Below are 25,761 nucleotides of genomic sequence, written 5' to 3'. Positions count from 1 at the left end.
CACGTCAGTCCAGGAGATTCCGCAACCGTGGCTTCCACGAACGACCTCAAGAACGGCATGGTGCTCAAGCTCGACGGGGGCCAGCTCTGGTCCGTCGTCGAGTTCCAGCACGTCAAGCCCGGCAAGGGCCCTGCCTTCGTGCGCACCAAGCTGAAGAACGTGCTCTCCGGCAAGGTCGTCGACAAGACGTTCAACGCCGGCGTCAAGGTCGAGACGGCCACTGTCGACAAGCGCGACATGCAGTTCTCGTACATGGACGGCGAGTACTTCGTCTTCATGGACATGGAGACCTACGACCAGCTGCACATCGACAAGAAGGCCGTCGGTGACGCCGCGAACTTCCTGATCGAGGGCTTCACGGCCACGGTCGCGCAGCACGAGGGCGAGGTCCTCTTCGTCGAGCTGCCCGCCGCCGTCGAGCTCACCATCCAGGAGACCGAGCCGGGCGTCCAGGGCGACCGCTCCACCGGCGGCACCAAGCCCGCCATCCTGGAGACCGGCCACCAGATCAACGTGCCGCTCTTCATCACCACCGGCGAGAAGATCAAGGTCGACACCCGCGACAGCGGCTACCTCGGCCGGGTGAACAGCTAACCGTGGCCGCCCGTAACACGGCCCGCAAGCGCGCCTTCCAGATCCTCTTCGAGGCCGACCAGCGTGGCGTCGACGTGCTCACCGTGCTCGCGGACTGGGTGCGTCACTCCCGGAGCGACACCCGGCAGCCGCCGGTGAGCGAGTACACCATGGAGCTCGTCGAGGGCTACCAGGAGCACGCGGCCCGCATCGACGAGCTGATCTCCCAGTACGCGGTGGGATGGACGCTCGACCGCATGCCGGTCGTCGACCGGAACATCCTGCGGCTCGGCGCGCACGAACTGATCTGGGTGGACGGCACGCCCGACGCCGTCGTCCTGGACGAGGCGGTTCAGCTCGCCAAGGAGTTCTCGACCGATGATTCGCCCGCCTTTGTGAATGGGCTGCTCGGTCGCTTCAAGGACCTCAAGCCGAGCCTTCGCCGGGACGCATAGCGACAGTTCGTTTTCGCGGTACCCCGGAGGGCCCGCGGCCAATACGGCCACGGGCCCTCCGGGGTTTTCCGCGTCGGGTGAAATCCACTGGGCCCGACAAAGCCGCCACTGGGCATGACAAAGCCGCCGGGGTGGCCGGAAACCCTCTCTGGGTTTCCGGCCACCCCGGCGGCACGTTTCTGCTGGAATCTCCCTTGACGGGATCAGACCTCTTCGTGGGCCACGGCGCGGCGCGCGTCCGCGTCCAGGACGCCCCAGCTGATCAGCTGCTCGGTGAGCACCGACGGCGACTGGTCGTAGATGACGGCGAGGGTGCGCAGGTCGTCCTGGCGGATGGAGAGCACCTTGCCGTTGTAGTCACCGCGCTGCGACTGGATCGTGGCGGCGTAGCGCTGCAGCGGGCCCGCCTTCTCGGCGGGGACGTGGGCGAGGCGCTCCAGGTCCAGGACCAGCTTGGGCGGCGGCTCGGCGGCACCGCCGGGCGGGGTGCCCGGAAGCAGTTCCTGCACCGGAACGCCGTAGAAGTCCGCCAGCTCGGCAAGGCGCTGCACGGTCACGGCGCGGTCGCCGCGCTCGTACGACCCCACCACGACCGCCTTCCAGCGACCCTGGGACTTCTCCTCGACACCGTGGAGGGAAAGGCCCTGCTGGGTACGGATGGCGCGGAGCTTGGCCCCGAGCTGTTTGGCGTATTCGCTGGACATATAGCTCCCCGGACGCTGTGACAACGTGCGGCTCCGCCGCGCGGCTGGTGACTCACTGTGAGGTTACGCAGCGTTACTTGGCTGCGTCAAGCCGAATGGGTCCGAGGGCCCCTTCCGAGGGGGAGGTGACGGCCCACGTTGCCGTTGCTGGTACCGTGAAAGACGCTGTAGGCGCCAGATGGCGCAAATTAGACGTCCTTTAAGGTCCGTCCCGTGAGGCGGAGAAGGAGGTCCGTTTTTATGGACACGCATGCCTCCGGTGTGCCGCGGCCCGTTCTCGAAGGCCCGGACATCGCACGGGTGTTGACCCGTATCGCCCACGAAATCGTGGAGCGCGCCAAGGGCGCCGACGACGTCGTTCTGCTCGGCATTCCGACCCGCGGCGTCTTCCTCGGCCGGCGGCTCGCCGCCAAGCTCGAGGAGATCACCGGCCGCAAGGTCCCCGTCGGCTCCCTCGACATCACGATGTACCGCGACGACCTGCGCATGCACCCGCCGCGCGCGCTCGCCCGCACCGAGATCCCCGGTGACGGCATCGACGGCCGCCTGGTCGTCCTGGTCGACGACGTGCTCTTCTCCGGTCGCACCATCCGTGCCGCCCTCGACGCCCTGAACGACATCGGCCGCCCGCGCGCGGTGCAGCTCGCCGTTCTCGTCGACCGCGGTCACCGAGAACTGCCCATCCGCGCCGACTACGTCGGCAAGAACCTCCCGACGTCGCTGCGGGAGACGGTCAAGGTCCAGCTCGCCGAGGAGGACGGCCGCGACGCCGTGCTGCTCGGTGCCAAGCCGACCGCCGCGGCCGGCGAGCAGTAGCCCGCCCCGTACCGGTACCGGACCCGTCGGGTCCGTACTGGCGCGCGCCCGCGCGCCGCTGCCCGGCCCAGGGACGCCCCCAGGCCTGAAGCACACCTGAAATCCCTTACGGAGCCCACCAGATGATGCGACACCTCATCTCGGCCGCCGACCTCACCCGCGACGACGCCGTCCTCATCCTCGACACCGCCGAGGAGATGGCCCGCGTCGCCGACCGGCCGATCAAGAAACTGCCGACGCTGCGCGGCCGTACCGTGGTCAACCTCTTCTTCGAGGACTCGACCCGCACCCGGATCTCGTTCGAGGCCGCCGAGAAGCGGCTGTCCGCCGACGTGATCAACTTCAGCGCCAAGGGGTCGAGCGTCTCCAAGGGGGAGTCCCTGAAGGACACCGCGCAGACCCTGGAGGCCATGGGTGTCGACGCCGTCGTCATCCGGCACGGGGCCTCCGGCGCGCCGTACACACTCGCGAACTCCGGCTGGGTCGACGCGGCGGTCATCAACGCCGGTGACGGCACCCACCAGCACCCCACGCAGGCCCTGCTCGACGCCTTCACCATGCGCCGCAGGCTCGTCGGCCGCGACACCGGCCTCGGGCAGGACCTGAGCGGCAGGCGGATCACGATCGTCGGTGACGTGCTGCACAGCCGCGTCGCCCGCTCCAACGTGGACCTGCTGCACACCCTCGGCGCAGAGGTCACCCTCGTCGCCCCGCCCACCCTGGTGCCGGTCGGCGTCGAGCACTGGCCGTGCGAGGTGTCGTACGACCTCGACCGCGTGCTGCCGAAGTCCGACGCCGTGATGATGCTGCGCGTCCAGCGCGAGCGCATGAACGCCGCGTTCTTCCCGACCGAGCGCGAGTACTCGCGCCGCTACGGCCTGGACGGCGACCGCATGGCCAAGATGCCCGACCACGCGATCGTGATGCACCCGGGCCCGATGGTCCGCGGCATGGAGATCACCGCCGAGGTCGCCGACTCCGACCGCTGCACGGTCGTCGAGCAGGTCGCCAACGGCGTCTCCATCCGCATGGCCGTCCTCTATCTGCTGCTCGGCGGCCAGGAGCCCGCCGTCACCCACACCCGTACCGAGGAGAAGTAGACATCATGAGCAAGATCCTTATCCGTGGTGCGCGGGTGCTCGGCGGCGAGCCGCAGGACGTGCTGATCGACGGCGAGACCATCGAGGCCGTGGGCGCCGGTCTGAGCGCCGAGGGCGCTACCGTCGTCGAGGCGGACGGCCAGGTCCTCCTGCCCGGCCTCGTCGACCTGCACACCCATCTGCGCGAGCCCGGCCGCGAGGACTCCGAGACCGTCCTCACCGGCACCCGCGCGGCCGCCAGCGGTGGCTACACCACCGTGTTCGCGATGGCCAACACCTTCCCGGTCGCCGACACCGCGGGCGTCGTCGAGCAGGTCTGGCGGCTCGGCAAGGAGTCCGGCTACTGCGACGTCCAGCCGATCGGCGCCGTCACCGTCGGCCTGGAGGGCAAGAAGCTCGCCGAGCTGGGCGCCATGCACGAGTCGGCCGCCGGGGTCACGGTCTTCTCCGACGACGGCAAGTGCGTCGACGACGCCGTGATGATGCGGCGCGCCCTGGAGTACGTGAAGGCCTTCGGCGGCGTCGTCGCCCAGCACGCCCAGGAGCCGCGGCTCACCGAGGGCGCCCAGATGAACGAGGGCGTCGTCTCGGCGGAGCTGGGGCTCGGCGGCTGGCCCGCCGTCGCCGAGGAGTCGATCATCGCCCGCGACGTGCTGCTCGCCGAGCACGTCGGCTCCCGGGTGCACATCTGCCACCTGTCCACGGCCGGGTCCGTCGAGATCGTCCGCTGGGCCAAGTCCCGCGGCATCGACGTCACCGCCGAGGTCACCCCGCACCACCTGCTCCTCACCGACGAGCTGGTCCGCTCGTACAACCCGGTCTACAAGGTCAACCCGCCGCTGCGCACCGAAGCCGACGTCATGGCGCTGCGCGAGGCCCTGGCCGACGGCACCATCGACATCGTGGCCACCGACCACGCCCCGCACCCGCACGAGGACAAGGACTGCGAGTGGGCCGCGGCCGCCATGGGCATGGTGGGCCTGGAGACCGCCCTCTCGGTGGTCCAGCACACGATGGTCGACACCGGCCTGCTCACCTGGGCCGGGGTCGCGGACCGGATGTCCGCCAAGCCCGCCGAGATCGGGCAGGCGCGCGGCCAGGGCCGTCCCGTCGCGCCCGGCGAGCCCGCGAACCTCACCCTCGTCGATCCGGCATACCGTGGAGCAGTGGACCCCGCGGGCTTCGCCTCCCGGAGCCGCAACACCCCCTACGAGGGCCGTGAGCTTCCGGGACGCGTCACGCACACCTGGCTCCGGGGTCGGGCCACGCTCGTCGACGGGAAGCTTCAGTGACCGCAACGCATCTCCTCACCCCCTCCGCCCTGCCCCAGCTGGCCGCCGACGAGAAGTCCGCGCAGGTCACCGACTGGGCCGCGCGCATCGGCTGGGTCGTCGGAATCCTGCTCTTCGTCGCGCTCGTCTACTGGCTGATGCGCGAGGGCTGGAAGTGGCGCGGCACCCTCCAGAGCGACCTGCCGGAGCTCCCTGGCGCGCCGTCCGAGCCGGGTGCGACGAAACTTGAGCTGACCGGCCGCTACCACGGCTCCACCACCGCGGGCCAGTGGCTGGACCGCATCGTGGCGCACGGCCTGGGCACCCGCAGCCGGGTGGAGCTCACCCTCACCGACGCGGGCCTGGACGTCGTACGCCCCGGGGCACGGGACTTCTTCATCCCGAAGGAGGCCCTGCGCGAGGCCCGCCTCGACAAGGGCATCGCGGGCAAGGTCCTCGCCGAGGGCGGTCTGCTGATCGTCACCTGGGCGCACGGCGACAGGCTGCTCGACTCCGGCTTCCGCTCCGACCACGCCGCGGAGCAGGCCGACTGGGTCGAGGCCCTCAACAACATGATCGACAACACCGAGATCGACGGCACCGGCGCCGGGATCCACAGCACGACGGAAACGGAAGGCGCACGATGACGACCTCCACCCAGGGGAACGCCGCGCAGCGGAAGGTGGCGCCTCCCGCCGTACTCGTCCTTGAGGACGGCCGCGTCTTCCGCGGCCGCGCCTACGGCGCGGTGGGGGAGACCTTCGGCGAGGCCGTGTTCTCCACCGGCATGACCGGCTACCAGGAGACCCTCACCGACCCCTCGTACCACCGCCAGGTGGTCGTGATGACCGCGCCGCACGTCGGCAACACCGGCGTCAACGACGAGGACCCCGAGTCCCAGCGCATCTGGGTCGCGGGCTACGTGGTCCGCGACCCCGCCCGGGTGCCCTCCAACTGGCGCTCCCGGCGCTCCCTCGACGAGGAGCTGCGGCGGCAGGACGTCGTCGGCATCAGCGGCGTCGACACCCGCGCCCTGACCCGCCACCTGCGCGAGCGCGGCGCCATGCGCGTCGGCGTCTTCTCCGGCGACGCGCTCGCCCCCGACGCCGAGCTGCTCGCCAAGGTGCAGGCGCAGCCGCAGATGAAGGGCGCGAACCTCTCCGCCGAGGTCGCCACCAAGGAGACGTACGTCGTCCCCGCGATCGGCCCCGGCGGCGAAGCCCTGCCCATCGGCACCGCGCGCTTCACCGTCGCCGCCGTCGACCTCGGCATCAAGGGCATGACCCCGCACCGCATGGCCGAGCGCGGCATCGAGGTGCACGTCCTTCCCGCCACCGCGACCGCCGAGGACGTCTACGCGGTCGACCCCGACGGCGTGTTCTTCTCCAACGGCCCCGGTGACCCGGCGACCGCCGACGGCCCCGTCGCCGTGATGCAGGAAGTCCTGAAGCGCAGGACGCCGCTGTTCGGCATCTGCTTCGGCAACCAGATCCTCGGCCGCGCGCTCGGCTTCGGCACGTACAAGCTGAAGTACGGCCACCGCGGCATCAACCAGCCCGTGCAGGACCGCACCACGGGCAAGGTCGAGGTCACCGCGCACAACCACGGCTTCGCCGTCGACGCGCCGCTCGACCAGGTCTCCGACACCCCCTTCGGACGCGCCGAGGTCTCCCACGTGTGCCTCAACGACCAGGTGGTGGAGGGGCTCCAGCTCCTCGACCAGCCCGCGTTCAGCGTCCAGTACCACCCTGAGGCGGCCGCGGGCCCGCACGACGCCGCGTACCTCTTCGACCGCTTCGTTTCCCTGATGGAGGGCCAGCGTGCCTAAGCGCACCGATATCCAGTCCGTCCTGGTCATCGGCTCCGGCCCGATCGTCATCGGCCAGGCCGCGGAGTTCGACTACTCCGGTACCCAGGCGTGCCGCGTCCTCAAGTCCGAGGGCCTGCGCGTCATCCTCGTCAACTCGAACCCGGCGACGATCATGACCGACCCGGAGATCGCCGACGCCACGTACGTCGAGCCGATCACCCCGGAGTTCGTCGAGAAGATCATCGCCAAGGAGCGCCCCGACGCGCTCCTGCCCACCCTCGGCGGTCAGACCGCGCTCAACACCGCGATCTCCATGCACGAGCAGGGCGTCCTGGAGAAGTACGGCGTCGAGCTGATCGGCGCCAACGTCGAGGCGATCAACAAGGGCGAGGACCGCGACCTGTTCAAGGAGGTCGTCGAGGCCGTCCGCGCCAAGATCGGCCACGGCGAGTCCGCACGCTCGGTGATCTGCCACTCCATGGACGACGTCCTGAAGGGTGTCGACGAGCTGGGCGGCTACCCGGTCGTCGTGCGGCCCTCCTTCACCATGGGCGGCGCCGGCTCCGGCTTCGCGCACAACGAGGACGAGCTGCGCCGCATCGCGGGCCAGGGCCTCACGCTCTCGCCGACCACCGAGGTGCTCCTGGAGGAGTCCATCCTCGGCTGGAAGGAGTACGAGCTGGAGCTGATGCGCGACAAGAGCGACAACGTCGTGGTCGTCTGCTCCATCGAGAACTTCGACCCGATGGGCGTGCACACCGGTGACTCGATCACCGTCGCGCCCTCGATGACCCTCACCGACCGCGAGTACCAGATCCTGCGGGACGTGGGCATCGCGATCATCCGTGAGGTCGGCGTCGACACCGGCGGCTGCAACATCCAGTTCGCGATCAACCCGGTCGACGGCCGCGTGATCGTCATCGAGATGAACCCGCGTGTCTCGCGGTCCTCCGCGCTGGCGTCGAAGGCCACTGGCTTCCCGATCGCGAAGATCGCCGCAAAGCTGGCCGTGGGCTATACGCTCGATGAGATCCCCAACGACATCACCGAGAAGACCCCGGCTTCCTTCGAGCCGACCCTCGACTACGTGGTCGTCAAGGCGCCGCGATTCGCCTTCGAGAAGTTCCCGCAGGCCGACTCCACGCTGACCACGACCATGAAGTCGGTCGGCGAGGCCATGGCCATCGGCCGCAACTTCACCGAGGCCCTGCAGAAGGCGCTGCGCTCCCTGGAGAAGAAGGGCAGCCAGTTCTCCTTCACCGGCAAGCCCGGCGACAAGTACACGCTCCTGCGCGCCGCCGTGCGCCCCACCGACGGCCGCATCAACACCGTCATGCAGGCCATCCGCGCCGGGGCCACCCCGCAGGAGGTCTTCGACGCAACCAAGATCGACCCCTGGTTCGTCGACCAGCTCTTCCTGATCAAGGAGATCGCGGACGAGCTGACCGAGGCCGACGACCTCACCCCCGAGCTGCTCGCCGAGGCCAAGCGGCACGGCTTCTCCGACACGCAGATCGCCGAGATCCGCGGTCTGCGCGAGGACGTGGTGCGCGAGGTCCGGCACGCCCTCGGCGTCCGTCCGGTCTACAAGACGGTCGACACCTGCGCCGCCGAGTTCGCCGCGAACACGCCGTACTTCTACTCCTCCTACGACGAGGAGTCCGAGGTCGCGCCGCGCGAGAAGCCCGCGGTGATCATCCTGGGCTCGGGCCCGAACCGCATCGGCCAGGGCATCGAGTTCGACTACTCCTGCGTCCACGCCTCCTTCGCGCTGAGCGACGCGGGCTACGAGACCGTCATGGTCAACTGCAACCCGGAGACCGTCTCCACCGACTACGACACCTCCGACCGGCTCTACTTCGAGCCGCTCACCCTGGAGGACGTCCTGGAGATCGTCCACGCCGAGTCCCTCGCGGGCCCGATCGCGGGCGTCGTCGTCCAGCTCGGCGGCCAGACCCCGCTCGGCCTCGCGCAGGCCCTGAAGGACAACGGCGTGCCCGTCGTCGGCACCCCGCCGGAGGCCATCCACGCCGCCGAGGACCGCGGCGCCTTCGGCCGCGTGCTCGCCGAGGCGGGCCTGCCCGCGCCCAAGCACGGCACCGCCACGACCTTCGCCGAGGCCAAGGCCATCGCCGACGAGATCGGCTACCCCGTGCTCGTCCGCCCGTCGTACGTGCTCGGCGGCCGCGGCATGGAGATCGTGTACGAGGAGGCCCGCCTCCAGGCGTACATCGCCGAGTCCACCGAGATCGGCGCGGACCGCCCGGTCCTGGTCGACCGCTTCCTCGACGACGCCATCGAGATCGACGTGGACGCGCTCTACGACGGCCACGAGCTGTACCTGGGCGGCGTCATGGAGCACATCGAGGAGGCCGGCATCCACTCCGGCGACTCGGCGTGCGCCCTTCCCCCCATCACGCTGGGCGGCCACGACATCAAGCGCCTGCGCACCTCCACCGAGGCCATCGCGCGCGGCGTCGGGGTGCGCGGCCTGATCAACATCCAGTTCGCCATGGCCGGGGACATCCTCTACGTCCTGGAGGCCAACCCGCGCGCCTCGCGCACCGTGCCCTTCACCTCGAAGGCCACCGCGGTGCCGCTCGCCAAGGCCGCCGCCCGCATCTCGCTCGGCGCGACCGTCGCCGAGCTGCGCGCCGAGGGGCTCCTGCCGGCCACCGGGGACGGCGGCGAGCTGCCGCTCGACGCGCCGATCTCCGTCAAGGAGGCCGTGATGCCGTGGTCGCGCTTCCGCGACATCCAGGGCCGCGGCGTCGACACCGTGCTCGGCCCGGAGATGCGCTCCACCGGCGAGGTCATGGGCATCGACTCCGTCTTCGGCACGGCGTACGCCAAGTCGCAGGCGGGCGCGTACGGGCCGCTGCCCACCAAGGGCCGCGCGTTCATCTCCGTCGCCAACCGCGACAAGCGCTCGATGATCTTCCCGGCCCGCGAGCTCGTCGCGCACGGCTTCGAGCTGCTCGCCACGTCCGGCACGGCCGAGGTCCTCAAGCGCAACGGCATCAACGCCACGGTCGTGCGCAAGCAGTCCGAGGGCGAGGGCCCGAACGGCGAGAAGACCATCGTCCAGCTGATCCACGACGGCCAGGTCGACCTCATCGTCAACACGCCGTACGGCACCGGCGGCCGCCTCGACGGCTACGACATCCGCACCGCGGCCGTCGCCCGGTCCGTGCCGTGCCTGACGACGGTCCAGGGCCTCGCTGCCGCGGTCCAGGGCATCGACGCCCTCCACCACGGCGGAGTGGGCGTGCGCTCGCTCCAGGAACACGCGGAACACCTGACCGCGGCCCGCGACTAGACAGCCCACGAGGGGGACACCGGATCCGGTGTCCCCCTCCTCATGAGGACACCAGCATGTACGCATTCTTCTTCCGGCTCGTCTTCCGGCGCATGGACCCCGAGCGCGCCCACCACCTCGCCTTCGCCTGGATCCGCCTCGCGGCCCGCGTCCCCGTCCTGCGGACCTTCGTGGCCGCCGCCCTGGCCCCCCGCTACAAGGAGCTGCGCACCGAGGCCCTCGGCCTGCGCATGCACGGCCCCTTCGGGCTCGCCGCCGGGTTCGACAAGAACGCCGTCGCGATCGACGGCATGGCCATGCTCGGCTTCGACCACGTCGAGATCGGCACGGTCACCGGCGAGCCGCAGCCCGGCAACCCCAAGAAGCGCCTCTTCCGCCTCGTCGAGGACCGCGCCCTGATCAACCGCATGGGCTTCAACAACGACGGCTCCGCGGCCGTCGCCGAGCGCCTGGCGACCCGCACGCCGGTCTTCCGGACCACCGTCGGCGTCAACATCGGCAAGACCAAGGTCGTGCCCGAGGCCGAGGCCGCCGCCGACTACGTGAAGTCCACCGAGCGCCTGGCCCGCCACGCCGACTACCTCGTCGTGAACGTGTCCTCGCCGAACACGCCGGGCCTTCGCAACCTCCAGGCCACCGAGTCGCTGCGGCCCCTGCTGAGCGCCGTGCGCGAGGCCGCCGACCGCAGCGTCGAGGGCCGCCGCGTCCCGCTGCTCGTCAAGATCGCGCCCGACCTGGCCGACGAGGACGTCGACGCGGTCGCCGACCTCGCCGTGGAGCTCGGCCTGGACGGCATCATCGCCACGAACACGACCATCGCGCGCGAGGGCCTCGGCCTGGTCTCCGACCCGGAGCTCGTGGAGGAGACCGGCGGCCTGTCCGGCGCGCCCCTGAAGGAACGCTCCCTGGAGGTCCTGCGCCGCCTCTACGCGCGCGTGGGCGACCGGATCACCCTGGTGGGCGTCGGCGGCGTCGAGAACGCCGAGGACGCCTGGCAGCGCATCCTCGCGGGCGCGACCCTGGTGCAGGGCTACAGCGCGTTCATCTACGAGGGCCCGTTCTGGGCGCGCGGGATCCACAAGGGCCTCGCCGCGCGGCTCGCCGCCTCCCCGTACGCCACGCTCGCCGAAGCGATCGGCGCCGACACCCGAAAGGCCTCCGCCGCATGAGCCCCCAGGAACCCTTCGGCGCGCGCCTGCGCCGGGCCATGGACACCCGCGGCCCGCTCTGCGTGGGCATCGACCCGCACGCCTCCCTCCTGGCGGCGTGGGGCCTCGGCGACGACATCAAGGGCCTGGAGACCTTCACGCGCACCGTCGTGGAGGCCCTGGGCGACCAGGTCGCCGTCTTCAAGCCGCAGGCGGCGTTCTTCGAGCGCTTCGGCTCGCGCGGCGTCGCCGTCCTGGAGCGGGCCGTGGCGGAGCTGCGCGCCGCCGGCGGCCTGGTGGTCATGGACGCCAAGCGCGGCGACATCGGCTCCACCATGGCCGCGTACGCGGAGGCCTTCCTGCACCCGGACGCGCCGCTGTTCTCGGACGCCCTGACGGTCTCGCCGTACCTCGGGTACGAGTCCCTGCGGCCCGCCGCGGACCTCGCCGGGGAGAGCGGCTCGGGGCTCTTCGTGCTCGCCCTGACGTCCAACCCCGAGGGCGCGGAGGTGCAGCGCGCCGAGCGCGCCGACGGCCGCACCGTCGGAGCGACCATGCTGGGCCACCTCGCGCGCGAGAACGCCGGCGCCGCGCCCATGGGCTCCTACGGCGCGGTGGTCGGCGCCACCCTCGGCGACCTGTCCTCCTTCGACCTGGACATCAACGGGCCGCTCCTGGCCCCCGGCATCGGCGCGCAGGGGGCGACGCCCGCGGACCTGCCCCGCGTCTTCGGCGCGGCCGTGCGCAACGTCGTGCCGAACGTGAGCCGCGGCGTGCTGAAGGCGGGCCCCGACGCCGGGGCGCTGCGGGAGGCCGCCGCGCGCTTCGCGGACGAGGTGCGCCAAGCGGTCGGCGGCTAGCTCTCACCGCCACGCGCCCGAGGTGTACGCCCCGGGGCCGGATCGTCCGGTCCCGGGGCGGACGCAGGGGGGCCCGGACCCGGCGGGCGACCTCGCTTCGGGGTCGATCCTCGGCCACGTGTGTGTTCCGCATTCGGCCCCGTGGACGTTCCGCGGACGTCCTGCATCGACGGCATCAGCCTGCCGAACTAACGCGTTGCTTACACGACACCCGGCCAAAACAGGGGTGAATTGCCCGATATGCCCGGCTCGGGCGAGGCTGACCTGGACTTTTCGCTTGTTCTCGCTGACTCAGGCGGCCATGGCCGCTAGTCTCCGACCAGAGCCAACGGGCAAGCGCGTTGCACGTTGCTCCCCTGGTGTGGGGCGACTAGGTTCCTCACCGGTCCGTATCCGACAGTTCGATCTTCGAGGTGACGTAGGCGTGGCTCTTCCGCCCCTTACCCCTGAACAGCGCGCAGCCGCGCTCGAAAAGGCCGCCGCGGCTCGCCGGGAGCGGGCCGAGGTCAAGAATCGACTCAAGCACTCCGGCGCCTCCCTGCATGAGGTCATCAAGCAGGGCCAGGAGAATGACGTCATCGGCAAGATGAAGGTCTCCGCCCTCCTGGAGTCCCTGCCGGGCGTGGGCAAGGTCCGCGCCAAGCAGATCATGGAGCGCCTCGGCATCTCCGAGAGCCGCCGAGTGCGCGGTCTTGGCTCCAACCAGATCGCGTCCCTGGAGCGCGAGTTCGGCGGCAGCGGCGCCTGACGGCCCCGCGCCGTCCTGGGAACCTGGTCTCAGGCACCTCTGAGAACCTGGATAATCGCTGCATGAGTGAACGTCCGCGGCTGACCGTGCTCTCCGGCCCCTCCGGGGTCGGCAAGAGCACGGTCGTCGCCCATATGCGCAAGGAACACCCCGAGGTCTGGCTCTCGGTCTCGGCGACGACCCGCAAGCCGCGCCCCGGCGAGCGCCATGGTGTGCACTATTTCTTCGTCTCGGACGAGGAAATGGACAAGCTGATCGCCAATGGTGAGCTCCTGGAGTGGGCGGAGTTCGCGGGCAACCGCTACGGCACGCCCCGCCGGGCCGTCATGGACCGCCTGGAGGCGGGCGAGCCCGTCCTCCTGGAGATCGACCTCCAGGGCGCCCGGCAGGTGCGGGAGTCGATGACCGACGCCCAGCTGGTCTTCCTCGCCCCGCCGAGCTGGGACGAGCTGGTCCGCCGCCTCACCGGCCGCGGCACCGAGGCGGCCGAGGTCATCGAGCGCAGGCTCCGGGCCGCGCGCGTGGAGCTGGCCGCGGAGCCCGAGTTCGACACCACCCTGGTCAACACCTCGGTCGAGGACGTGGCGCGCGAGCTGCTAGCCTTGATGAAAGTTGTTTGATCTTCACCCCCTTCGGAAGGCAGAGAGTGTCCTCTTCCATCACCGCGCCCGAGGGCATCATCAACCCGCCGATTGATGAGCTGCTCGAGGCCACCGACTCGAAGTACAGCCTGGTGATCTACGCCGCCAAGCGCGCCCGTCAGATCAACGCGTACTACTCGCAGCTCGGTGAGGGCCTCCTCGAGTACGTGGGCCCGCTCGTGGACACCCACGTGCACGAGAAGCCGCTGTCGATCGCGCTCCGCGAGATCAACGCCGGCCTGCTGACGTCCGAGGCCATCGAGGGCCCGGCGCAGTAAGCAGTCATACGTTCACCACAGGCCCGGCAGAGCACCTGCCGGGCCTGTGGTGTGTCATGGAGTCGTACGCGCGCGGCAGCGGCCGCGCAACCGAGTGCGGGGAGGCACGGTGGACAAGCCGAAGGTCGTTCTGGGGGTCAGCGGTGGAATCGCCGCCTACAAGGCGTGCGAGCTGCTGCGCAGGCTCACCGAGTCCGGCCACGACGTACGGGTCGTGCCCACCGCGTCCGCGCTGCACTTCGTCGGCGCCGCGACCTGGTCGGCGCTGTCCGGCCACCCCGTATCCACGGAGGTCTGGTCCGACGTCCACGAGGTGCCGCACGTGCGCATCGGGCAACACGCCGACCTGGTGATCGTGGCGCCCGCCACGGCCGACATGCTGGCCAAGGCCGCCCACGGCCTCGCCGACGACCTCCTGACGAACACGCTGCTCACGGCCCGCTGCCCCGTGGTCTTCGCACCCGCGATGCACACCGAGATGTGGGAGCACCCGGCCACCCAGGAGAACGTCGCCACGCTGCGCCGCCGCGGCGCGCTCGTCGTGGAACCGGCCGTCGGCCGCCTCACCGGCGTCGACACCGGCAAGGGGCGCTTCCCCGAGCCCGCCGAGCTCTTCGACGTCGTACGCCGCGTCCTCGCGCGCGGCACGGCCGCCCAGGACCTCGCGGGCCGGCACGTCGTCGTCAGCGCGGGCGGCACCCGCGAGCCCCTCGACCCGGTGCGCTTCCTCGGCAACCGCTCCTCCGGCAAGCAGGGCTACGCCCTCGCCCGCAGCGCCGCCGCGCGCGGCGCCCGCGTCACGCTCGTCGCGGCGAACACCGCGCTGCCGGACCCGGCGGGCGTCGACCTCGTGCCCGTGGGCACCGCCGTGCAGCTGCGCGAGGCCGTCCTGAAGGCGGCGGCCGACGCCGACGCCGTGGTCATGGCCGCCGCCGTCGCCGACTTCCGCCCGGCCGCTTACGCCGCCGGAAAGATCAAGAAGCAGGACGGCGAGGACCCGGCGCCGCTCGCCCTCGTCCGCAACCCGGACATCCTCGCCGAGCTCGCGGGCGACCGCCCGCGCCCCGGGCAGGTCGTCGTGGGCTTCGCGGCCGAGACGGACAACGTGCTGGCCAACGGCCGGGCCAAGCTCGCCCGCAAGGGCTGCGACCTTCTCGTAGTGAACGAAGTCGGCGAGCGCAAGACGTTCGGCTCTGAGCGGAACGAGGCCGTGGTCCTTGGCGCCGACGGCAGCGAGACGCCGGTGCCCTACGGGCCCAAGGACGATCTCGCCGACACGGTGTGGGACCTGGTCGTTCCGCGCCTTGACCGGTCGTAACGCCACTGAACCCATCGGTCCGGATCGCGACCGGGCCGATGGCCGGATTCAACCTCCGGCGCACCATTCGCCCCTCTGGGCTCTTTAAACCCACCCTAAACCCGCCAAATGCGGGCCTTGAGCCCTCTGGTGGAGACCGATCGTCGTATCGCACAATGCAGTGCCGCAGGTCACAGGCCTCTCTTCTGACGAGAGAGGTGGCCATGCGGCCGTGTGTGACCGATAAACTGGTCTCGGACGTCGTCGAGCGCAGCTCTCGGCCCGTCCATCAATGATCAGCCAGCAGCCGCTGCAACCACAGGGAGCGATGTGTCCCGCCGTCTCTTCACCTCGGAGTCCGTGACCGAGGGTCACCCCGACAAGATCGCTGACCAGATCAGCGACACCATTCTCGACGCGCTTCTGCGTGAGGACCCGACGTCCCGGGTCGCCGTCGAAACGCTCATCACCACCGGCCTCGTGCACGTCGCCGGTGAGGTCACGACCAAGGCGTACGCGCCGATCGCGCAGCTGGTGCGCGAGAAGATCCTCGAGATCGGATACGACTCCTCGAAGAAGGGCTTCGACGGCGCCTCCTGCGGCGTCTCGGTGTCCATCGGCGCGCAGTCCCCGGACATCGCGCAGGGCGTCGACACGGCGTACGAGAGCCGCGTCGAGGGCGACGAGGACGAGCTCGACCGCCAGGGCGCCGGTGACCAGGGCCTGATGTTCGGCTACGCCTGCGACGAGACCCCGGAGCTGATGCCGCTCCCGATCCACCTCGCGCACCGCCTCTCGCGCCGCCTCTCCGAGGTCCGCAAGAACGGCACCATCCCCTACCTGCGTCCCGACGGAAAGACCCAGGTCACCATCGAGTACGACGGCGACAAGGCCGTCCGCCTCGACACGGTCGTCGTCTCCTCGCAGCACGCGTCGGACATCGACCTGGAGTCGCTCCTCGCCCCCGACATCCGCGAGTTCGTCGTCGAGCCGGAGCTCAAGGCCCTGGTCGACGACGGCATCAAGCTGGAGACCGAGGGCTACCGCCTCCTGGTCAACCCCACCGGCCGCTTCGAGATCGGCGGCCCGATGGGTGACGCGGGCCTGACCGGCCGCAAGATCATCATCGACACCTACGGCGGCATGTCCCGCCACGGCGGCGGCGCCTTCTCCGGCAAGGACCCGTCCAAGGTGGACCGCTCGGCGGCGTACGCGATGCGCTGGGTCGCCAAGAACGTCGTGGCCGCGGGCCTCGCCTCGCGCTGCGAGGTTCAGGTCGCCTACGCCATCGGCAAGGCCGAGCCGGTCGGTCTGTTCGTCGAGACCTTCGGCACCAACACGATCGACACGGACAAGATCGAGCAGGCCATCAGCGAGGTCTTCGACCTCCGCCCGGCCGCGATCATCCGCGACCTCGACCTGCTCCGCCCGATCTACTCCCAGACCGCCGCGTACGGCCACTTCGGCCGCTCGCTGCCGGAGTTCACCTGGGAGAAGACGGACCGCGTGGACGCGCTGCGGACGGCCGCCGGTCTCTGATCGAACCCAGTACGCACGGCCCCGGACCCCTGTGGTCCGGGGCCGTTGTCGTGTGCCCGTGCGGGCCGCCGGGCCGTGGCGCTGTCAGTGACGTCTGGTAGGAATTTGGCTGTGAGCAGCGAGAACGGGGCAGGTGGCGGGGCGGTGGGTGAGGGGCCGGAGCAGCTTGCGCTCATTCGGGAGAGCGTGCGGAAGGCGAAGGCGCCGAAGGCCAAGCCGCGGACGTGGCGGGGGGCCGCGCTCGCCGCGGAGCGTCCGGTGGCGCGGGTCGTCGTGGACAAGGGCGTGCTGCACCTCGACCGGTACTTCGACTACGCCGTGCCCGCGGAGCTCGACGAGCAGGCGCAGCCCGGGGTGCGGGTGCGCGTCCGCTTCGGCGCCGGCTCGCGGAACGTGCGTGCGGGGCGCCGCGAGGGCGGCGGCCTGATCGACGGCTTCCTGGTCGAGCGCGTCGCCGAATCGGACTACAGCGGGCCGCTGGCGGCCATCGCCCAGGTCGTGTCGCCCGAGCCCGTCCTTGACGAGGAGCTGCTCGGGCTCGCCCGGGCCGTGGCCGACCGCTATGCGGGAAGCCTCGCGGACGTGTTGCAGCTGGCGATTCCGCCCCGGCACGGCCGGGCCGAGGGACGGCCGTCGCCGCCCGCCCCGCAGCCGCCGCCCGCGCCGGAGCCCGGGTCGTGGCGGCGGTATGCGCGGGGGCCCGAGTTCGTCGCCGCGCTCGCGGCGGGCGGGGCGCCCCGGGCCGTGTGGACCGCGCTTCCGGGGCCGCTGTGGGCCGAGGAGATCGCCCGGGCCGTGCGGGCGACGCTCGCCTCGGGGCGCGGCGCGCTCGTCGTCGTGCCCGCCGGGCGGCCCGCGGCCCGGGTGGACGCCGCGCTGCGGGCGCTGCTCGGCGAGGGGCAGCACGCGCTGTTGACCGCCGACGCGGGGCCGGAGCGGCGGTACCGGGAGTGGCTGGCCGTCCGGCGCGGCTCCGTGCGGGCCGTCGTGGGGACGCGGGCCGCCATGTTCGCCCCCGTGCGCGATCTCGGCCTCGTCGTCGTCTGGGACGACGGGGACGCCAGCCACGCGGACGACAACGCGCCCTTCCCGCACGTGCGGGAGGTCCTGGAGCTGCGGGCGTCGCGGGACAGGTGCGCCTTCCTGCTCGGGAGCTGGGGCTGCACGGTCGAGGGCGCGCAGCTCGTCGAGAGCGGCTGGGCGGTGCCCGTGGTGGCCGACCGGGACCAGGTGCGGGGCGCGGCGCCGCTGGTGCGCACCGTGGGGGACGGCGACCTCGCGCGCGACGAGGCCGCCCGTGCCGCCCGGCTGCCGAGCCTGGCCTGGCAGATCGCCCGCGACGGGCTGAAGCACGGCCCCGTCCTGGTGCAGGTGCCCCGGCGGGGGTACGTACCGCGGCTCGCCTGCGAGCGGTGCCGGGAGCCCGCGCGGTGCCGGCACTGCGCGGGCCCGCTGGAGGCGCGCGGCGCCGGGGCCCTGGTCTGCGGCTGGTGCGGGCGGGACGAGGCCGCCTGGCACTGCCCCGAGTGCGGCGGCTTCCGGCTGCGGGCGCAGGTCGTGGGCGCGCGGCGGACCGCCGAGGAGCTGGGGCGGGCCTTTCCCGCGGTGCCGGTGCGGACCTCCGGGCGCGAGCAGGTGCTCGACACGGTGGGCGGGGCGCCCGCCCTGGTCGTGAGCACGCCGGGCGCGGAGCCCGTGGCCGAGGGGGGCTATGCCGCGGCGCTGCTCCTCGACGGCTGGGCCATGCTCGGGCGGCCGGACCTGCGCGCGGGCGAGGACGCGCTGCGGCGGTGGATCGGCGCCGCCGCGCTGGTGCGCGACCAGGGCGCGGGCGGCACCGTGGTGATCGTCGCCGAGCCGACGCTGCGGCCGGTGCAGGCGCTGGTGCGGTGGGATCCGGTCGGGCACGCGGTGCGGGAGCTGGCCGAGCGGGCGGAGCTGGGGTTTCCGCCGGTGTCGCGGATGGCGTCGGTGACGGCTGCCCCCGAGGCGCTCACCGAGTTCCTGGCCCAGGCGGAGCTGCCCCCGGACGCCGAGATCCTCGGGCCCGTGCCGGTGCCCGCCGCCGAGCCCGGCCGCCCGCGCCGCCCCGGCGACGCGCCTCCGGGCGAGCGGTGGGAGCGCGCCCTGGTGCGGGTGCCCCCGGGCAGCGGCGCGGCCCTTGCCCGCGCCCTCAAGACGGCGCTGGCCGCGCGGATGGCGCGGGGGGTGGCGGCGCAGCAGGCGGTCCGGGTGCGGATCGATCCGGCGGACATCGGGTGAGCCCTGGGGCCGGTGCGGCCTCTGGCGCGGCCTCCGGCCGGGCCCGGGAGGAGGCCTTCGCCGCGCCTCCCGGGGCGTACGGGCTTCCGCGCCCGTCCTGTCACAGGACACAGCGATGCCCCCGCCCGGCGTCCGGGCAGGGGCATCGTGGACGTCAGCCGTTGCGCGGGCCGGGGAAGGCGCCAGGGCGGACGTCGTCACGGAGGCCGGGGCTGCCCGCCGTGGGCTGGGTGGGCATGGCGCGGGCCGCGGGGACGGAGGGGAGCGGGGTGCCCACGGGGACCGTGCGGGTCGTGGTGGAGGGCTCGGTGGCGCGGTCCGGCTCGGCGGCGGCCGGTGTGGTCTGTGCCGTGGTCCTGCGGGCGCCGTAGCGGCGGTGGACCGCCTGCTTGGTGACGCCGAGCGCGGAGCCCACCGCGTCCCACGAGAAGCCCAGCGAGCGGTCGAAGTCGACCGCGGCGGTCACCAGGGTCTCGACGCTGTCCCGCAGTTCCTGGGCGAGGCGGACGGTCGGAGCGGGTGCGCGCCCGTACACGACGAAGCCCGCGGAGGGGCTGGAGCGACGCGGGCGGTAGACGTTGCCGAGCTGCGCGGTGAGGGTGCGCAGTGCGTCCACCTGCCGGCGGACCCGCTCGATGTCCCGTACCAGGAGGTGCAGGCTGGCCCGTGCCTGGGCGTCGTGGGTTGCGTGGTCGGCCATGAACAAGCCTCTCGAACCGGCGTTGAGGGATCGGGTGTTGTGGAGTGATCGGGCTGGGAGGTCGGGAACGGGGTGGGTGGGGACGGGGCGGGGCGGAAGCGACGGGTGGCCCGGCCGTCGTGCGGCTGCCGGGACGCCTTGGGCGCGGTGGTGAAGGAAATGACGGGGAACGACGGGCAATGCGGAGAGGGCCGCGTGCGCGGCCCGTTCCGGTCAACTTTTTCTTGACCAACGCGCTACGTCGTGAGGGGTCACGGTCCCAGGGCGTATCCGCATATGCGCAGGGCGCGCGGGGGTGCGTACGCCCCCAGGGTGCTTCCACGGTTGCGTGGGGCGTCCCGTCGAGACGCCCCGAGGTACCCCGAACCGACACTTCGGGCAATGCCGTCAAGTCGCCCGAAAACCGTGTAAGGAGGCTTGTGTCCCGTCCCCCGTGGGGGGAACCGCGGCGGCCCATAGACTGGTGCGCTGCCGTCGCCGCACGGCGCGCCGCCGCCGACCCCCAGAAATCCGAGGTAGCACCCAGTGAAGCTGGTCTTCGCAGGCACCCCCGAGGTCGCCGTCCCCGCCCTGGACGCCCTGATCGCCTCCGGCCGGCACGAGGTGGCCGCCGTCGTCACCCGCCCCGACGCCCCGGCGGGCCGGGGCCGCAGGCTGGTCGCGAGCCCGGTCGCCGAGCGCGCGGCGGAGGCCGGGATCGAGGTGCTCAAGCCCGCGAAGCCGCGTGACGAGGAGTTCCTCGCCCGGCTCCGGGAGATCGCTCCGGACTGCTGCCCGGTGGTCGCCTACGGTGCCCTGCTGCCCAAGGCCGCCCTGGACATCCCCGCCCGCGGCTGGGTCAACCTGCACTTCTCGCTGCTTCCCGCCTGGCGCGGCGCGGCCCCCGTGCAGCACTCCCTCATGGCCGGTGACGAGATCACCGGTGCCTCGACCTTCCTGATCGAGGAGGGCCTGGACTCCGGTCCTGTGTACGGCACGGTCACCGAGGAGATTCGGCCCACCGACACCAGCGGCGACCTGCTGACCCGCCTCGCGTTCGCGGGTTCCGGGCTGCTCGCCGCGACCATGGACGGCATCGAGGACGGCAGCCTGACCGCCGTCCCGCAGCCCGCCGACGGCGTCACCCTCGCGCCGAAGATCACGGTCGAGGACGCGCGCGTCGACTGGACGGCCCCCGCCCTGCGCGTGGACCGCGTGGTGCGCGGCTGCACCCCCGCGCCGGGCGCCTGGACCGTCTTCCGCGGCGAGCGCCTCAAGCTGATCCAGGCCGTGCCGGCGGTGGACCGCACCGACCTCGCGCCCGGCGAGCTCTCCGTCGGCAAGAAGAACCTGTACGTCGGCACGGGCTCGTACGCCGTGGAGCTGCTGTGGGTGCAGGCGCAGGGCAAGAAGCCGATGGCCGCCGCCGACTGGGCGCGCGGGGTGCGGATCGCCCCGGGTGAGACCTTGGGCGCGGGCGACGTACGCTGAACTGGTCCGTCCCTCGGCCCGCAGCGGGCCCCCGGCCTTGGCGGACGTCTGATCCTCATGCAGCGGAGCACCTTTGAACGACCAGCCGAGCCGCCGTCCCCGCACCCAGGGCAAGCCCGGGAAGTCCGGGAAGCCCGGCAGGCCCCACAAGCCCTACCGGCGCCCGGAGCGGGACCCCGTGCGCATCCTCGCCTTCGAGGCGCTGCGGGCCGTGGACGAGCGCGACGCGTACGCGAACCTGGTCCTTCCGCCGCTGCTGCGCAAGGCCCGGGAGAAGGGTGACTTCGACGCGCGGGACGCGGCGCTCGCCACGGAGCTCGTCTACGGCACGCTGCGCCGTCAGGGCACGTACGACGCGATCGTCGCGGCCTGCATCGACCGGCCGCTGCGCGAGGTCGACCCGCCCGTCCTCGACGTGCTGAACCTGGGCGTGCACCAGCTGCTCGGCACCCGCATCCCCACGCACGCCGCCGTGTCCGCGTCCGTGGAGCTGGCGCGCGTGGTCCTCGGCGACGGGCGGGCCAAGTTCGTCAACGCGGTGCTGCGCAAGGTCGCGGGCGACGACCTCGACGGGTGGCTGGAGAAGGTCGCCCCGCCGTACGACGACGACCCCGAGGACCATCTGGCCGTGGTGCATTCGCATCCGCGATGGGTCGTCTCCGCGCTGTGGGACTCGCTCGGCGGCGGCCGGGCGGGCATCGAGGGCCTGCTCGAGGCCGACAACGAACGGCCCGAGGTGACCCTCGTGGCCCGGCCGGGGCGGTCCACGGCCACCGAGCTCCTTGACGCGCTCGACAGCGAGGCCGCGCTGCCGGGCCGCTGGTCGCCGTACGCCGTGCGGCTCGCCGAGGGCGGCGAGCCCGGGCGGATCGAGGCGGTGCGCGCGGGGCGCGCCGGGGTGCAGGACGAAGGCAGCCAGCTCGTCGCCCGCGCGCTCGCGGACGTGCCGATCGAGGGGCCCGACACGAAGTGGCTCGACGGGTGCGCGGGGCCCGGGGGCAAGGCCGCGCTGCTCGCGGGGCTCGCCGCCGAGCGCGGGGCCGTCCTGCTCGCCTCCGAGAAGCAGCCGCACCGGGCCGGGCTCGTGGGCCAGGCCCTCGCGGGCAACCCCGGTCCGTACCAGGTCATCGCCGCCGACGGCACGCGCCCGCCGTGGCGGCCCGGCACCTTCGACCGGATCCTCATGGACGTGCCCTGCACGGGGCTCGGCGCGCTGCGGCGGCGGCCCGAGGCGCGGTGGCGGCGCCGCCCCGAGGACCTGGAGGGGTTCGCGCCGCTCCAGCGGTCGCTGCTGCGCAGGGCGCTGGAGTCCGTGCGCGTGGGCGGTGTCGTGGGGTACGCCACCTGTTCGCCGCACCTCGCGGAGACCCGGGCCGTCGTGGACGACGTGCTCAAGCAGACGGGCGGCGCCGAGCTGGTCGACGCGCGCCCGCTGTTCCCGGGGGTGCCCGCGCTGGGCGAGGGGCCCGACGTACAGCTGTGGCCCCATGTGCACGGTACGGACGCGATGTACTTGGCGGTCATCCGGCGTACGGGGTGACGCGGGGCTCCGCCCCGGAGCCCCCGGCCGGGTGCGGCGCACCGCGGGCTCGTCCTCACACGTCGGACGGGCTCGCGTCTCCCGTGGGGCTCGCTTGTTCCGGCGCCTGTTCCTTCGCCAGCGCGTGCGGCCACCAGATCTTCGGGCCCACGTCCAGGAACACGCTGGTGACCAGGATCGAGCGGACGATGAAGGTGTCCAGGAGGACACCCAGGGCCACGGAGAAGCCCACTTCGACGAAGGCGACCATCGGGATCGTGCCGAGGACGGCGAAGGTGCCCGCGAGGACCAGGCCCGCCGAGGTGATGACCGCCCCGGTGGCGGCCAGGGCGGTCACGACGCCGGGGCGGGTGCCGTGGGCGGCCGCGTCCTCGCGGACGCGGGTGGTCAGGAAGATGTTGTAGTCGATGCCCAGGGCCACGAGGAAGACGAAGACGAACAGCGGGAAGTCCGTCGACTCGCCGGGGAAGTCGAAGACGTGGCGGAAGACCAGCGCGCTGATGCCGAGGGCCGCGGAGAAGGAAAGCACCACGGTGGCGATGAGCAGCAGCGGCGCCACGATCGCCCGGAGCAGCAGGGCGAGGATCAGCAGGACCACCACGAGTACGAGCGGGATGACCAGTTTGTCGTCGTGGATCGTGGCCTCGTCCATGTCGAGGAGTGTCGCTGTGCCGCCGCCGATCTTCGCATCCGCGTCGGGTACGTCGTGGACGGCGTTCCGGACCCGTTCGACGGTGTCCTTGGCCGCCTCGCTGTCGGAGGGGTCCGTGAGGACCGCCTCGTAGAGGACCTTGCCGTCGTGCTCGGCCTTGGTGCCCGGCGGCACGGCCACCGTCGCCGGGTCCACGCCCCGGGTCCCGCTGACGACGCGGCTGACGTCCTCGGCCCTGGCCCGGTCGGCGACCACGACCAGCGGGTCGCCGCTGCCCGCGGGGAAGTACTCCGCCGACACCTCCTGGCCGGTGACGGAGTTCGGCTTGTCGAGGAAGGCGTCCTCGTTGCTGACGCCCGCCGCGCGCAGCTGGAGCAGGCCCAGGGAGAGCGCCGCGAGTGCCACGGAGGTGGCGACCCACGTCAGCCGGGGGCGGCGCGCGATGCGGCGGCCCATGCGGGCCCACACGCCGTGCTCGGCGGGGTCGGCGGAGCCGTGGCGCGGGATCTTCGGCCAGAACAGCCAGCGGCCGCAGATCACAAGGAGGGCGGGGAACAGCGACAGCATCACGAGCAGCGCGACCCCCACGCCGATCGCGGCGACGGGCCCGAGGCCGCGCGTGGAGTTCATCTCGGCCGCGAGCAGCACCAGCATGCTCACGACGACGGTCGCGCTGGAGGCGATGACGGCGGGCCCGGCCCGGTGCAGGGCGAGGGCCATCGCCTCGTGCCGGTCCTCGTGGCGGCGCAGCTCCTCGCGGTAGCGGGCGACCAGGAGCAGGGCGTAGTCCGTCCCCGCGCCGAAGACGAGCACGGTGAGGATGCCCGCGCTCTGGCCGTTCACGGTCAGGCCCGCGTGCTCGGCGAGGAGGTAGATCAGCGCCTGGGCGGTGAAGAGGGAGACGAGCGCGGAGAACAGGGGCACCAGCAGGAGCACGGGGCTGCGGTAGGTGATCAGCAGCGCCACCACGACGACGCCGCCCGCGGCGAGCAGCAGCGTGGAGTCGATGTCGGCGAACGCCTTCGAGAAGTCCGCGCCGATCCCGGCGGGCCCCGTGACGTAGACGTCCAGGCCGTCGGCGCTGTCGCCCACCGCGTCGCGCACGTCGTCGACGGCGTCCGGCAGGTCGTTGTAGGTGTCGTTGTTCACCGTGAGCGGTACGTACACCTGGGCCGCGTGGGCGTCGCCGCCCTTCGCGCCGCCGCCCTTCTTGTCGAACGTCGGGCCGCGGGTCTCGTCGCCGCGGATCCAGTGCGAGCGCAGCTGTTTGATCCTGCCGACGCCCTGGTCGATCCGCTCGCGGTCCGCGGCCGTCAGGGGGTCGTCCTCGCGCGCGAACACGACGACCATCGGCATCGTCTCGGGCCTGAACTCCTCGGACACGTCCAGGACTTGGGTGGACTCGGCGGACCGCGGCACCCAGGACGAGGTGGTGTTGTCCTGTTCGTCGGTGAGCTTCTGGGCGAACGGCGCCGCGATGACGAGGGCGGCCAGCCAGAGCACGAGCACCAGCCACTTGGCGCGCCGTCCGCAGACCAGCCACGCCGCTCCCCGGCGGGCCTGCCGCCGCTGGTCGGGCCGTGCCTTCGGCGTTCCTGGCATAGGTGCCCCCTGCTGCCCCACGCACTGCCGGTGGACGGCCAGCATGGCACGCGGCGTGCGGGCGCGGGAGGGAGTACGGGGACGCCCCGCACACCTTGGCGGGACCGGAGCGGGCAACCACCGCCGGGCATGGCAGGCTTGGGGCATGGCCCCGCAGATCAACCCCAGCATCCTGTCCGCCGACTTCGCCCGCCTCGCCGAGGAGGCGAAGGCCGTCGAGGGCGCGGACTGGCTCCATGTCGACGTCATGGACAACCACTTCGTGCCGAACCTCACCCTCGGGGTGCCGGTCGTAGAGTCCCTGGCGCGGGCGACGGACACGCCGCTGGACTGCCATCTGATGATGGAGGACCCGGATCGCTGGGCCCCGCAGTACGTCGAAGCGGGTGCCGGGTCCGTCACCTTCCACGCGGAGGCCGCCGCCGCGCCCGTGCGGCTCGCCCGCGAGATCCGCGCCAAGGGCGCCCGCGCCTCCATGGCGCTGAAGCCCGCGACGCCCATCGAGCCGTACGAGGACCTGCTCCCCGAGCTCGACATGCTGCTGATCATGACCGTCGAGCCCGGCTTCGGGGGCCAGGCCTTCCTCGACATCATGCTCCCCAAGATCCGCCGCACCCGTGAGCTCATCGGCAAGCACGGCCTCGACCTGTGGCTCCAGGTCGACGGCGGGGTCTCGGCCGCCACCATCGAGCGGTGCGCCGAGGCGGGCGCCGACGTCTTCGTCGCCGGGTCCGCCGTGTACGGCGCCGAGGACCCGGCCGAGGCGGTCCGCTCCCTGCGCGCACAGGCGGGGGCCGCTACGGCGACCGCCGGGTGGGCGTGCGGCCACTGAGCCCCCGCGCGGCCAACGGCTTGGCCACGGGAACGTGAACGCGGCCCATCGAGGCTGATCAAGTACGCCGGATCTGCGAGGATGAACAGCGAATCCAGGTGTACGAATGTCGTGAACAGCAGTGAGCAGTGAGGAGAGCGCCGT

The 25,761-nt window shown here is 72.2% G+C and carries 22 protein-coding genes; 19 read left to right on the top strand and 3 right to left on the bottom strand.

Features of this window, described 5'->3' with window-relative positions:
• Positions 1 to 27: 27 nt before the first annotated feature.
• Entirely contained in the window at positions 28 to 594 is a 567-nt protein-coding gene (efp, locus tag C9F11_RS07880) for an elongation factor P (protein WP_138958567.1), read from the top strand.
• Positions 595 to 596: 2 nt separating this feature from the next.
• A complete protein-coding gene (gene nusB, locus C9F11_RS07875) occupies positions 597 to 1,028 on the top strand; it encodes a transcription antitermination factor NusB (protein ID WP_138958566.1) in 432 nt (143 codons plus the stop codon).
• A 203-nt stretch (positions 1,029 to 1,231) separates the two neighbouring features.
• Here nusB and bldD read toward each other — a convergent pair whose 3' ends face one another.
• Complete coding sequence (gene bldD, locus C9F11_RS07870; protein WP_016638847.1) at positions 1,232 to 1,732, bottom strand: transcriptional regulator BldD; 501 nt, start codon at positions 1,730 to 1,732, stop codon at positions 1,232 to 1,234.
• Between the two features lie 240 nt (positions 1,733 to 1,972).
• Between bldD and pyrR the strand changes: the two genes are divergently transcribed.
• The 14 genes from pyrR (at position 1,973) to C9F11_RS07800 (ending at position 18,821) form a co-directional block, all read left to right on the top strand.
• A complete protein-coding gene (pyrR, locus tag C9F11_RS07865) occupies positions 1,973 to 2,548 on the top strand; it encodes a bifunctional pyr operon transcriptional regulator/uracil phosphoribosyltransferase PyrR (protein WP_030674879.1) in 576 nt (191 codons plus the stop codon).
• Between the two features lie 122 nt (positions 2,549 to 2,670).
• Positions 2,671 to 3,648: an aspartate carbamoyltransferase catalytic subunit gene (locus C9F11_RS07860; protein ID WP_138958565.1), complete on the top strand. Its 978-nt coding sequence runs from the start codon at positions 2,671 to 2,673 to the stop codon at positions 3,646 to 3,648.
• A 5-nt stretch (positions 3,649 to 3,653) separates the two neighbouring features.
• Entirely contained in the window at positions 3,654 to 4,940 is a 1,287-nt protein-coding gene (locus tag C9F11_RS07855) for a dihydroorotase (protein WP_138958564.1), read from the top strand.
• Positions 4,937 to 5,566, top strand: coding sequence for a hypothetical protein (locus C9F11_RS07850; protein WP_138958563.1), 630 nt, complete (start codon positions 4,937 to 4,939; stop codon positions 5,564 to 5,566). The genes C9F11_RS07855 and C9F11_RS07850 overlap by 4 nt, the downstream gene beginning before the upstream one ends.
• Positions 5,563 to 6,747, top strand: a complete 1,185-nt coding sequence (carA, locus tag C9F11_RS07845; RefSeq protein ID WP_138958562.1) for a glutamine-hydrolyzing carbamoyl-phosphate synthase small subunit — start codon at positions 5,563 to 5,565, stop codon at positions 6,745 to 6,747. Before C9F11_RS07850 ends, carA begins: the two co-directional genes overlap by 4 nt.
• Positions 6,740 to 10,048, top strand: a complete 3,309-nt coding sequence (gene carB / locus C9F11_RS07840) for a carbamoyl-phosphate synthase large subunit (protein WP_138958561.1) — start codon at positions 6,740 to 6,742, stop codon at positions 10,046 to 10,048. Before carA ends, carB begins: the two co-directional genes overlap by 8 nt.
• A gap of 56 nt (positions 10,049 to 10,104) precedes the next feature.
• Positions 10,105 to 11,217, top strand: a complete 1,113-nt coding sequence (locus C9F11_RS07835; protein ID WP_138958560.1) for a quinone-dependent dihydroorotate dehydrogenase — start codon at positions 10,105 to 10,107, stop codon at positions 11,215 to 11,217.
• Positions 11,214 to 12,056: an orotidine-5'-phosphate decarboxylase gene (pyrF, locus tag C9F11_RS07830; RefSeq protein ID WP_138958559.1), complete on the top strand. Its 843-nt coding sequence runs from the start codon at positions 11,214 to 11,216 to the stop codon at positions 12,054 to 12,056. The genes C9F11_RS07835 and pyrF overlap by 4 nt, the downstream gene beginning before the upstream one ends.
• A gap of 424 nt (positions 12,057 to 12,480) precedes the next feature.
• Positions 12,481 to 12,804 (top strand): integration host factor, encoded by a 324-nt coding sequence (locus C9F11_RS07825; RefSeq protein ID WP_016638838.1) that lies wholly within the window; start codon positions 12,481 to 12,483, stop codon positions 12,802 to 12,804.
• A 62-nt stretch (positions 12,805 to 12,866) separates the two neighbouring features.
• Positions 12,867 to 13,424: a guanylate kinase gene (gene gmk, locus C9F11_RS07820; protein WP_138958558.1), complete on the top strand. Its 558-nt coding sequence runs from the start codon at positions 12,867 to 12,869 to the stop codon at positions 13,422 to 13,424.
• A 26-nt stretch (positions 13,425 to 13,450) separates the two neighbouring features.
• Positions 13,451 to 13,723, top strand: a complete 273-nt coding sequence (gene rpoZ / locus C9F11_RS07815; protein ID WP_005319902.1) for a DNA-directed RNA polymerase subunit omega — start codon at positions 13,451 to 13,453, stop codon at positions 13,721 to 13,723.
• Between the two features lie 109 nt (positions 13,724 to 13,832).
• Positions 13,833 to 15,041, top strand: coding sequence for a bifunctional phosphopantothenoylcysteine decarboxylase/phosphopantothenate--cysteine ligase CoaBC (coaBC, locus tag C9F11_RS07810; RefSeq protein WP_138958557.1), 1,209 nt, complete (start codon positions 13,833 to 13,835; stop codon positions 15,039 to 15,041).
• 309 nt (positions 15,042 to 15,350) lie between these two features.
• Complete coding sequence (gene metK / locus C9F11_RS07805) at positions 15,351 to 16,559, top strand: methionine adenosyltransferase (RefSeq protein WP_138958556.1); 1,209 nt, start codon at positions 15,351 to 15,353, stop codon at positions 16,557 to 16,559.
• A gap of 111 nt (positions 16,560 to 16,670) precedes the next feature.
• Positions 16,671 to 18,821 carry a primosomal protein N' gene (locus C9F11_RS07800; protein WP_138958555.1) on the top strand — a complete coding sequence of 717 codons (2,151 nt, stop codon included), beginning with the start codon at positions 16,671 to 16,673 and terminating at the stop codon, positions 18,819 to 18,821.
• Between the two features lie 154 nt (positions 18,822 to 18,975).
• On the opposite strand, the gene C9F11_RS07795 is transcribed toward C9F11_RS07800, so the two are convergent.
• Positions 18,976 to 19,521: a hypothetical protein gene (locus C9F11_RS07795; protein WP_138958554.1), complete on the bottom strand. Its 546-nt coding sequence runs from the start codon at positions 19,519 to 19,521 to the stop codon at positions 18,976 to 18,978.
• A 525-nt stretch (positions 19,522 to 20,046) separates the two neighbouring features.
• Here C9F11_RS07795 and fmt point away from each other — a divergent pair.
• Both fmt and C9F11_RS07785 read left to right on the top strand, forming a co-directional pair.
• Positions 20,047 to 20,991: a methionyl-tRNA formyltransferase gene (fmt, locus tag C9F11_RS07790; protein WP_138958553.1), complete on the top strand. Its 945-nt coding sequence runs from the start codon at positions 20,047 to 20,049 to the stop codon at positions 20,989 to 20,991.
• Between the two features lie 73 nt (positions 20,992 to 21,064).
• Entirely contained in the window at positions 21,065 to 22,531 is a 1,467-nt protein-coding gene (locus C9F11_RS07785) for a transcription antitermination factor NusB (protein WP_138958552.1), read from the top strand.
• A gap of 55 nt (positions 22,532 to 22,586) precedes the next feature.
• Here the strand turns inward: C9F11_RS07785 and C9F11_RS07780 are convergent, their stop codons facing one another.
• Positions 22,587 to 24,785 carry an MMPL family transporter gene (locus C9F11_RS07780; protein ID WP_138958551.1) on the bottom strand — a complete coding sequence of 733 codons (2,199 nt, stop codon included), beginning with the start codon at positions 24,783 to 24,785 and terminating at the stop codon, positions 22,587 to 22,589.
• Between the two features lie 145 nt (positions 24,786 to 24,930).
• Between C9F11_RS07780 and rpe the strand changes: the two genes are divergently transcribed.
• Positions 24,931 to 25,617, top strand: coding sequence for a ribulose-phosphate 3-epimerase (rpe, locus tag C9F11_RS07775; protein WP_138958550.1), 687 nt, complete (start codon positions 24,931 to 24,933; stop codon positions 25,615 to 25,617).
• Positions 25,618 to 25,761 lie beyond the last annotated feature (144 nt).

It is taken from the genome of Streptomyces sp. YIM 121038 (genome assembly GCF_006088715.1).
In the GTDB taxonomy this organism is placed as follows: domain Bacteria; phylum Actinomycetota; class Actinomycetes; order Streptomycetales; family Streptomycetaceae; genus Streptomyces.
This window is presented reverse-complemented; position numbering and strand designations above follow the sequence as displayed.

Coding starts and splice junctions, on each gene's coding strand:
- bldD (WP_016638847.1), bottom strand. CDS start 1,732: ATGTCCAGCGAATACGCCAAACAGCTCGGGGCCAAGCTCCGCGCCATC.
- pyrR (WP_030674879.1), top strand. CDS start 1,973: ATGGACACGCATGCCTCCGGTGTGCCGCGGCCCGTTCTCGAAGGCCCG.
- C9F11_RS07860 (WP_138958565.1), top strand. CDS start 2,671: ATGATGCGACACCTCATCTCGGCCGCCGACCTCACCCGCGACGACGCC.
- C9F11_RS07855 (WP_138958564.1), top strand. CDS start 3,654: ATGAGCAAGATCCTTATCCGTGGTGCGCGGGTGCTCGGCGGCGAGCCG.
- carA (WP_138958562.1), top strand. CDS start 5,563: ATGACGACCTCCACCCAGGGGAACGCCGCGCAGCGGAAGGTGGCGCCT.
- C9F11_RS07835 (WP_138958560.1), top strand. CDS start 10,105: ATGTACGCATTCTTCTTCCGGCTCGTCTTCCGGCGCATGGACCCCGAG.
- pyrF (WP_138958559.1), top strand. CDS start 11,214: ATGAGCCCCCAGGAACCCTTCGGCGCGCGCCTGCGCCGGGCCATGGAC.
- gmk (WP_138958558.1), top strand. CDS start 12,867: ATGAGTGAACGTCCGCGGCTGACCGTGCTCTCCGGCCCCTCCGGGGTC.
- C9F11_RS07795 (WP_138958554.1), bottom strand. CDS start 19,521: ATGGCCGACCACGCAACCCACGACGCCCAGGCACGGGCCAGCCTGCAC.
- C9F11_RS07780 (WP_138958551.1), bottom strand. CDS start 24,785: ATGCCAGGAACGCCGAAGGCACGGCCCGACCAGCGGCGGCAGGCCCGC.
- rpe (WP_138958550.1), top strand. CDS start 24,931: ATGGCCCCGCAGATCAACCCCAGCATCCTGTCCGCCGACTTCGCCCGC.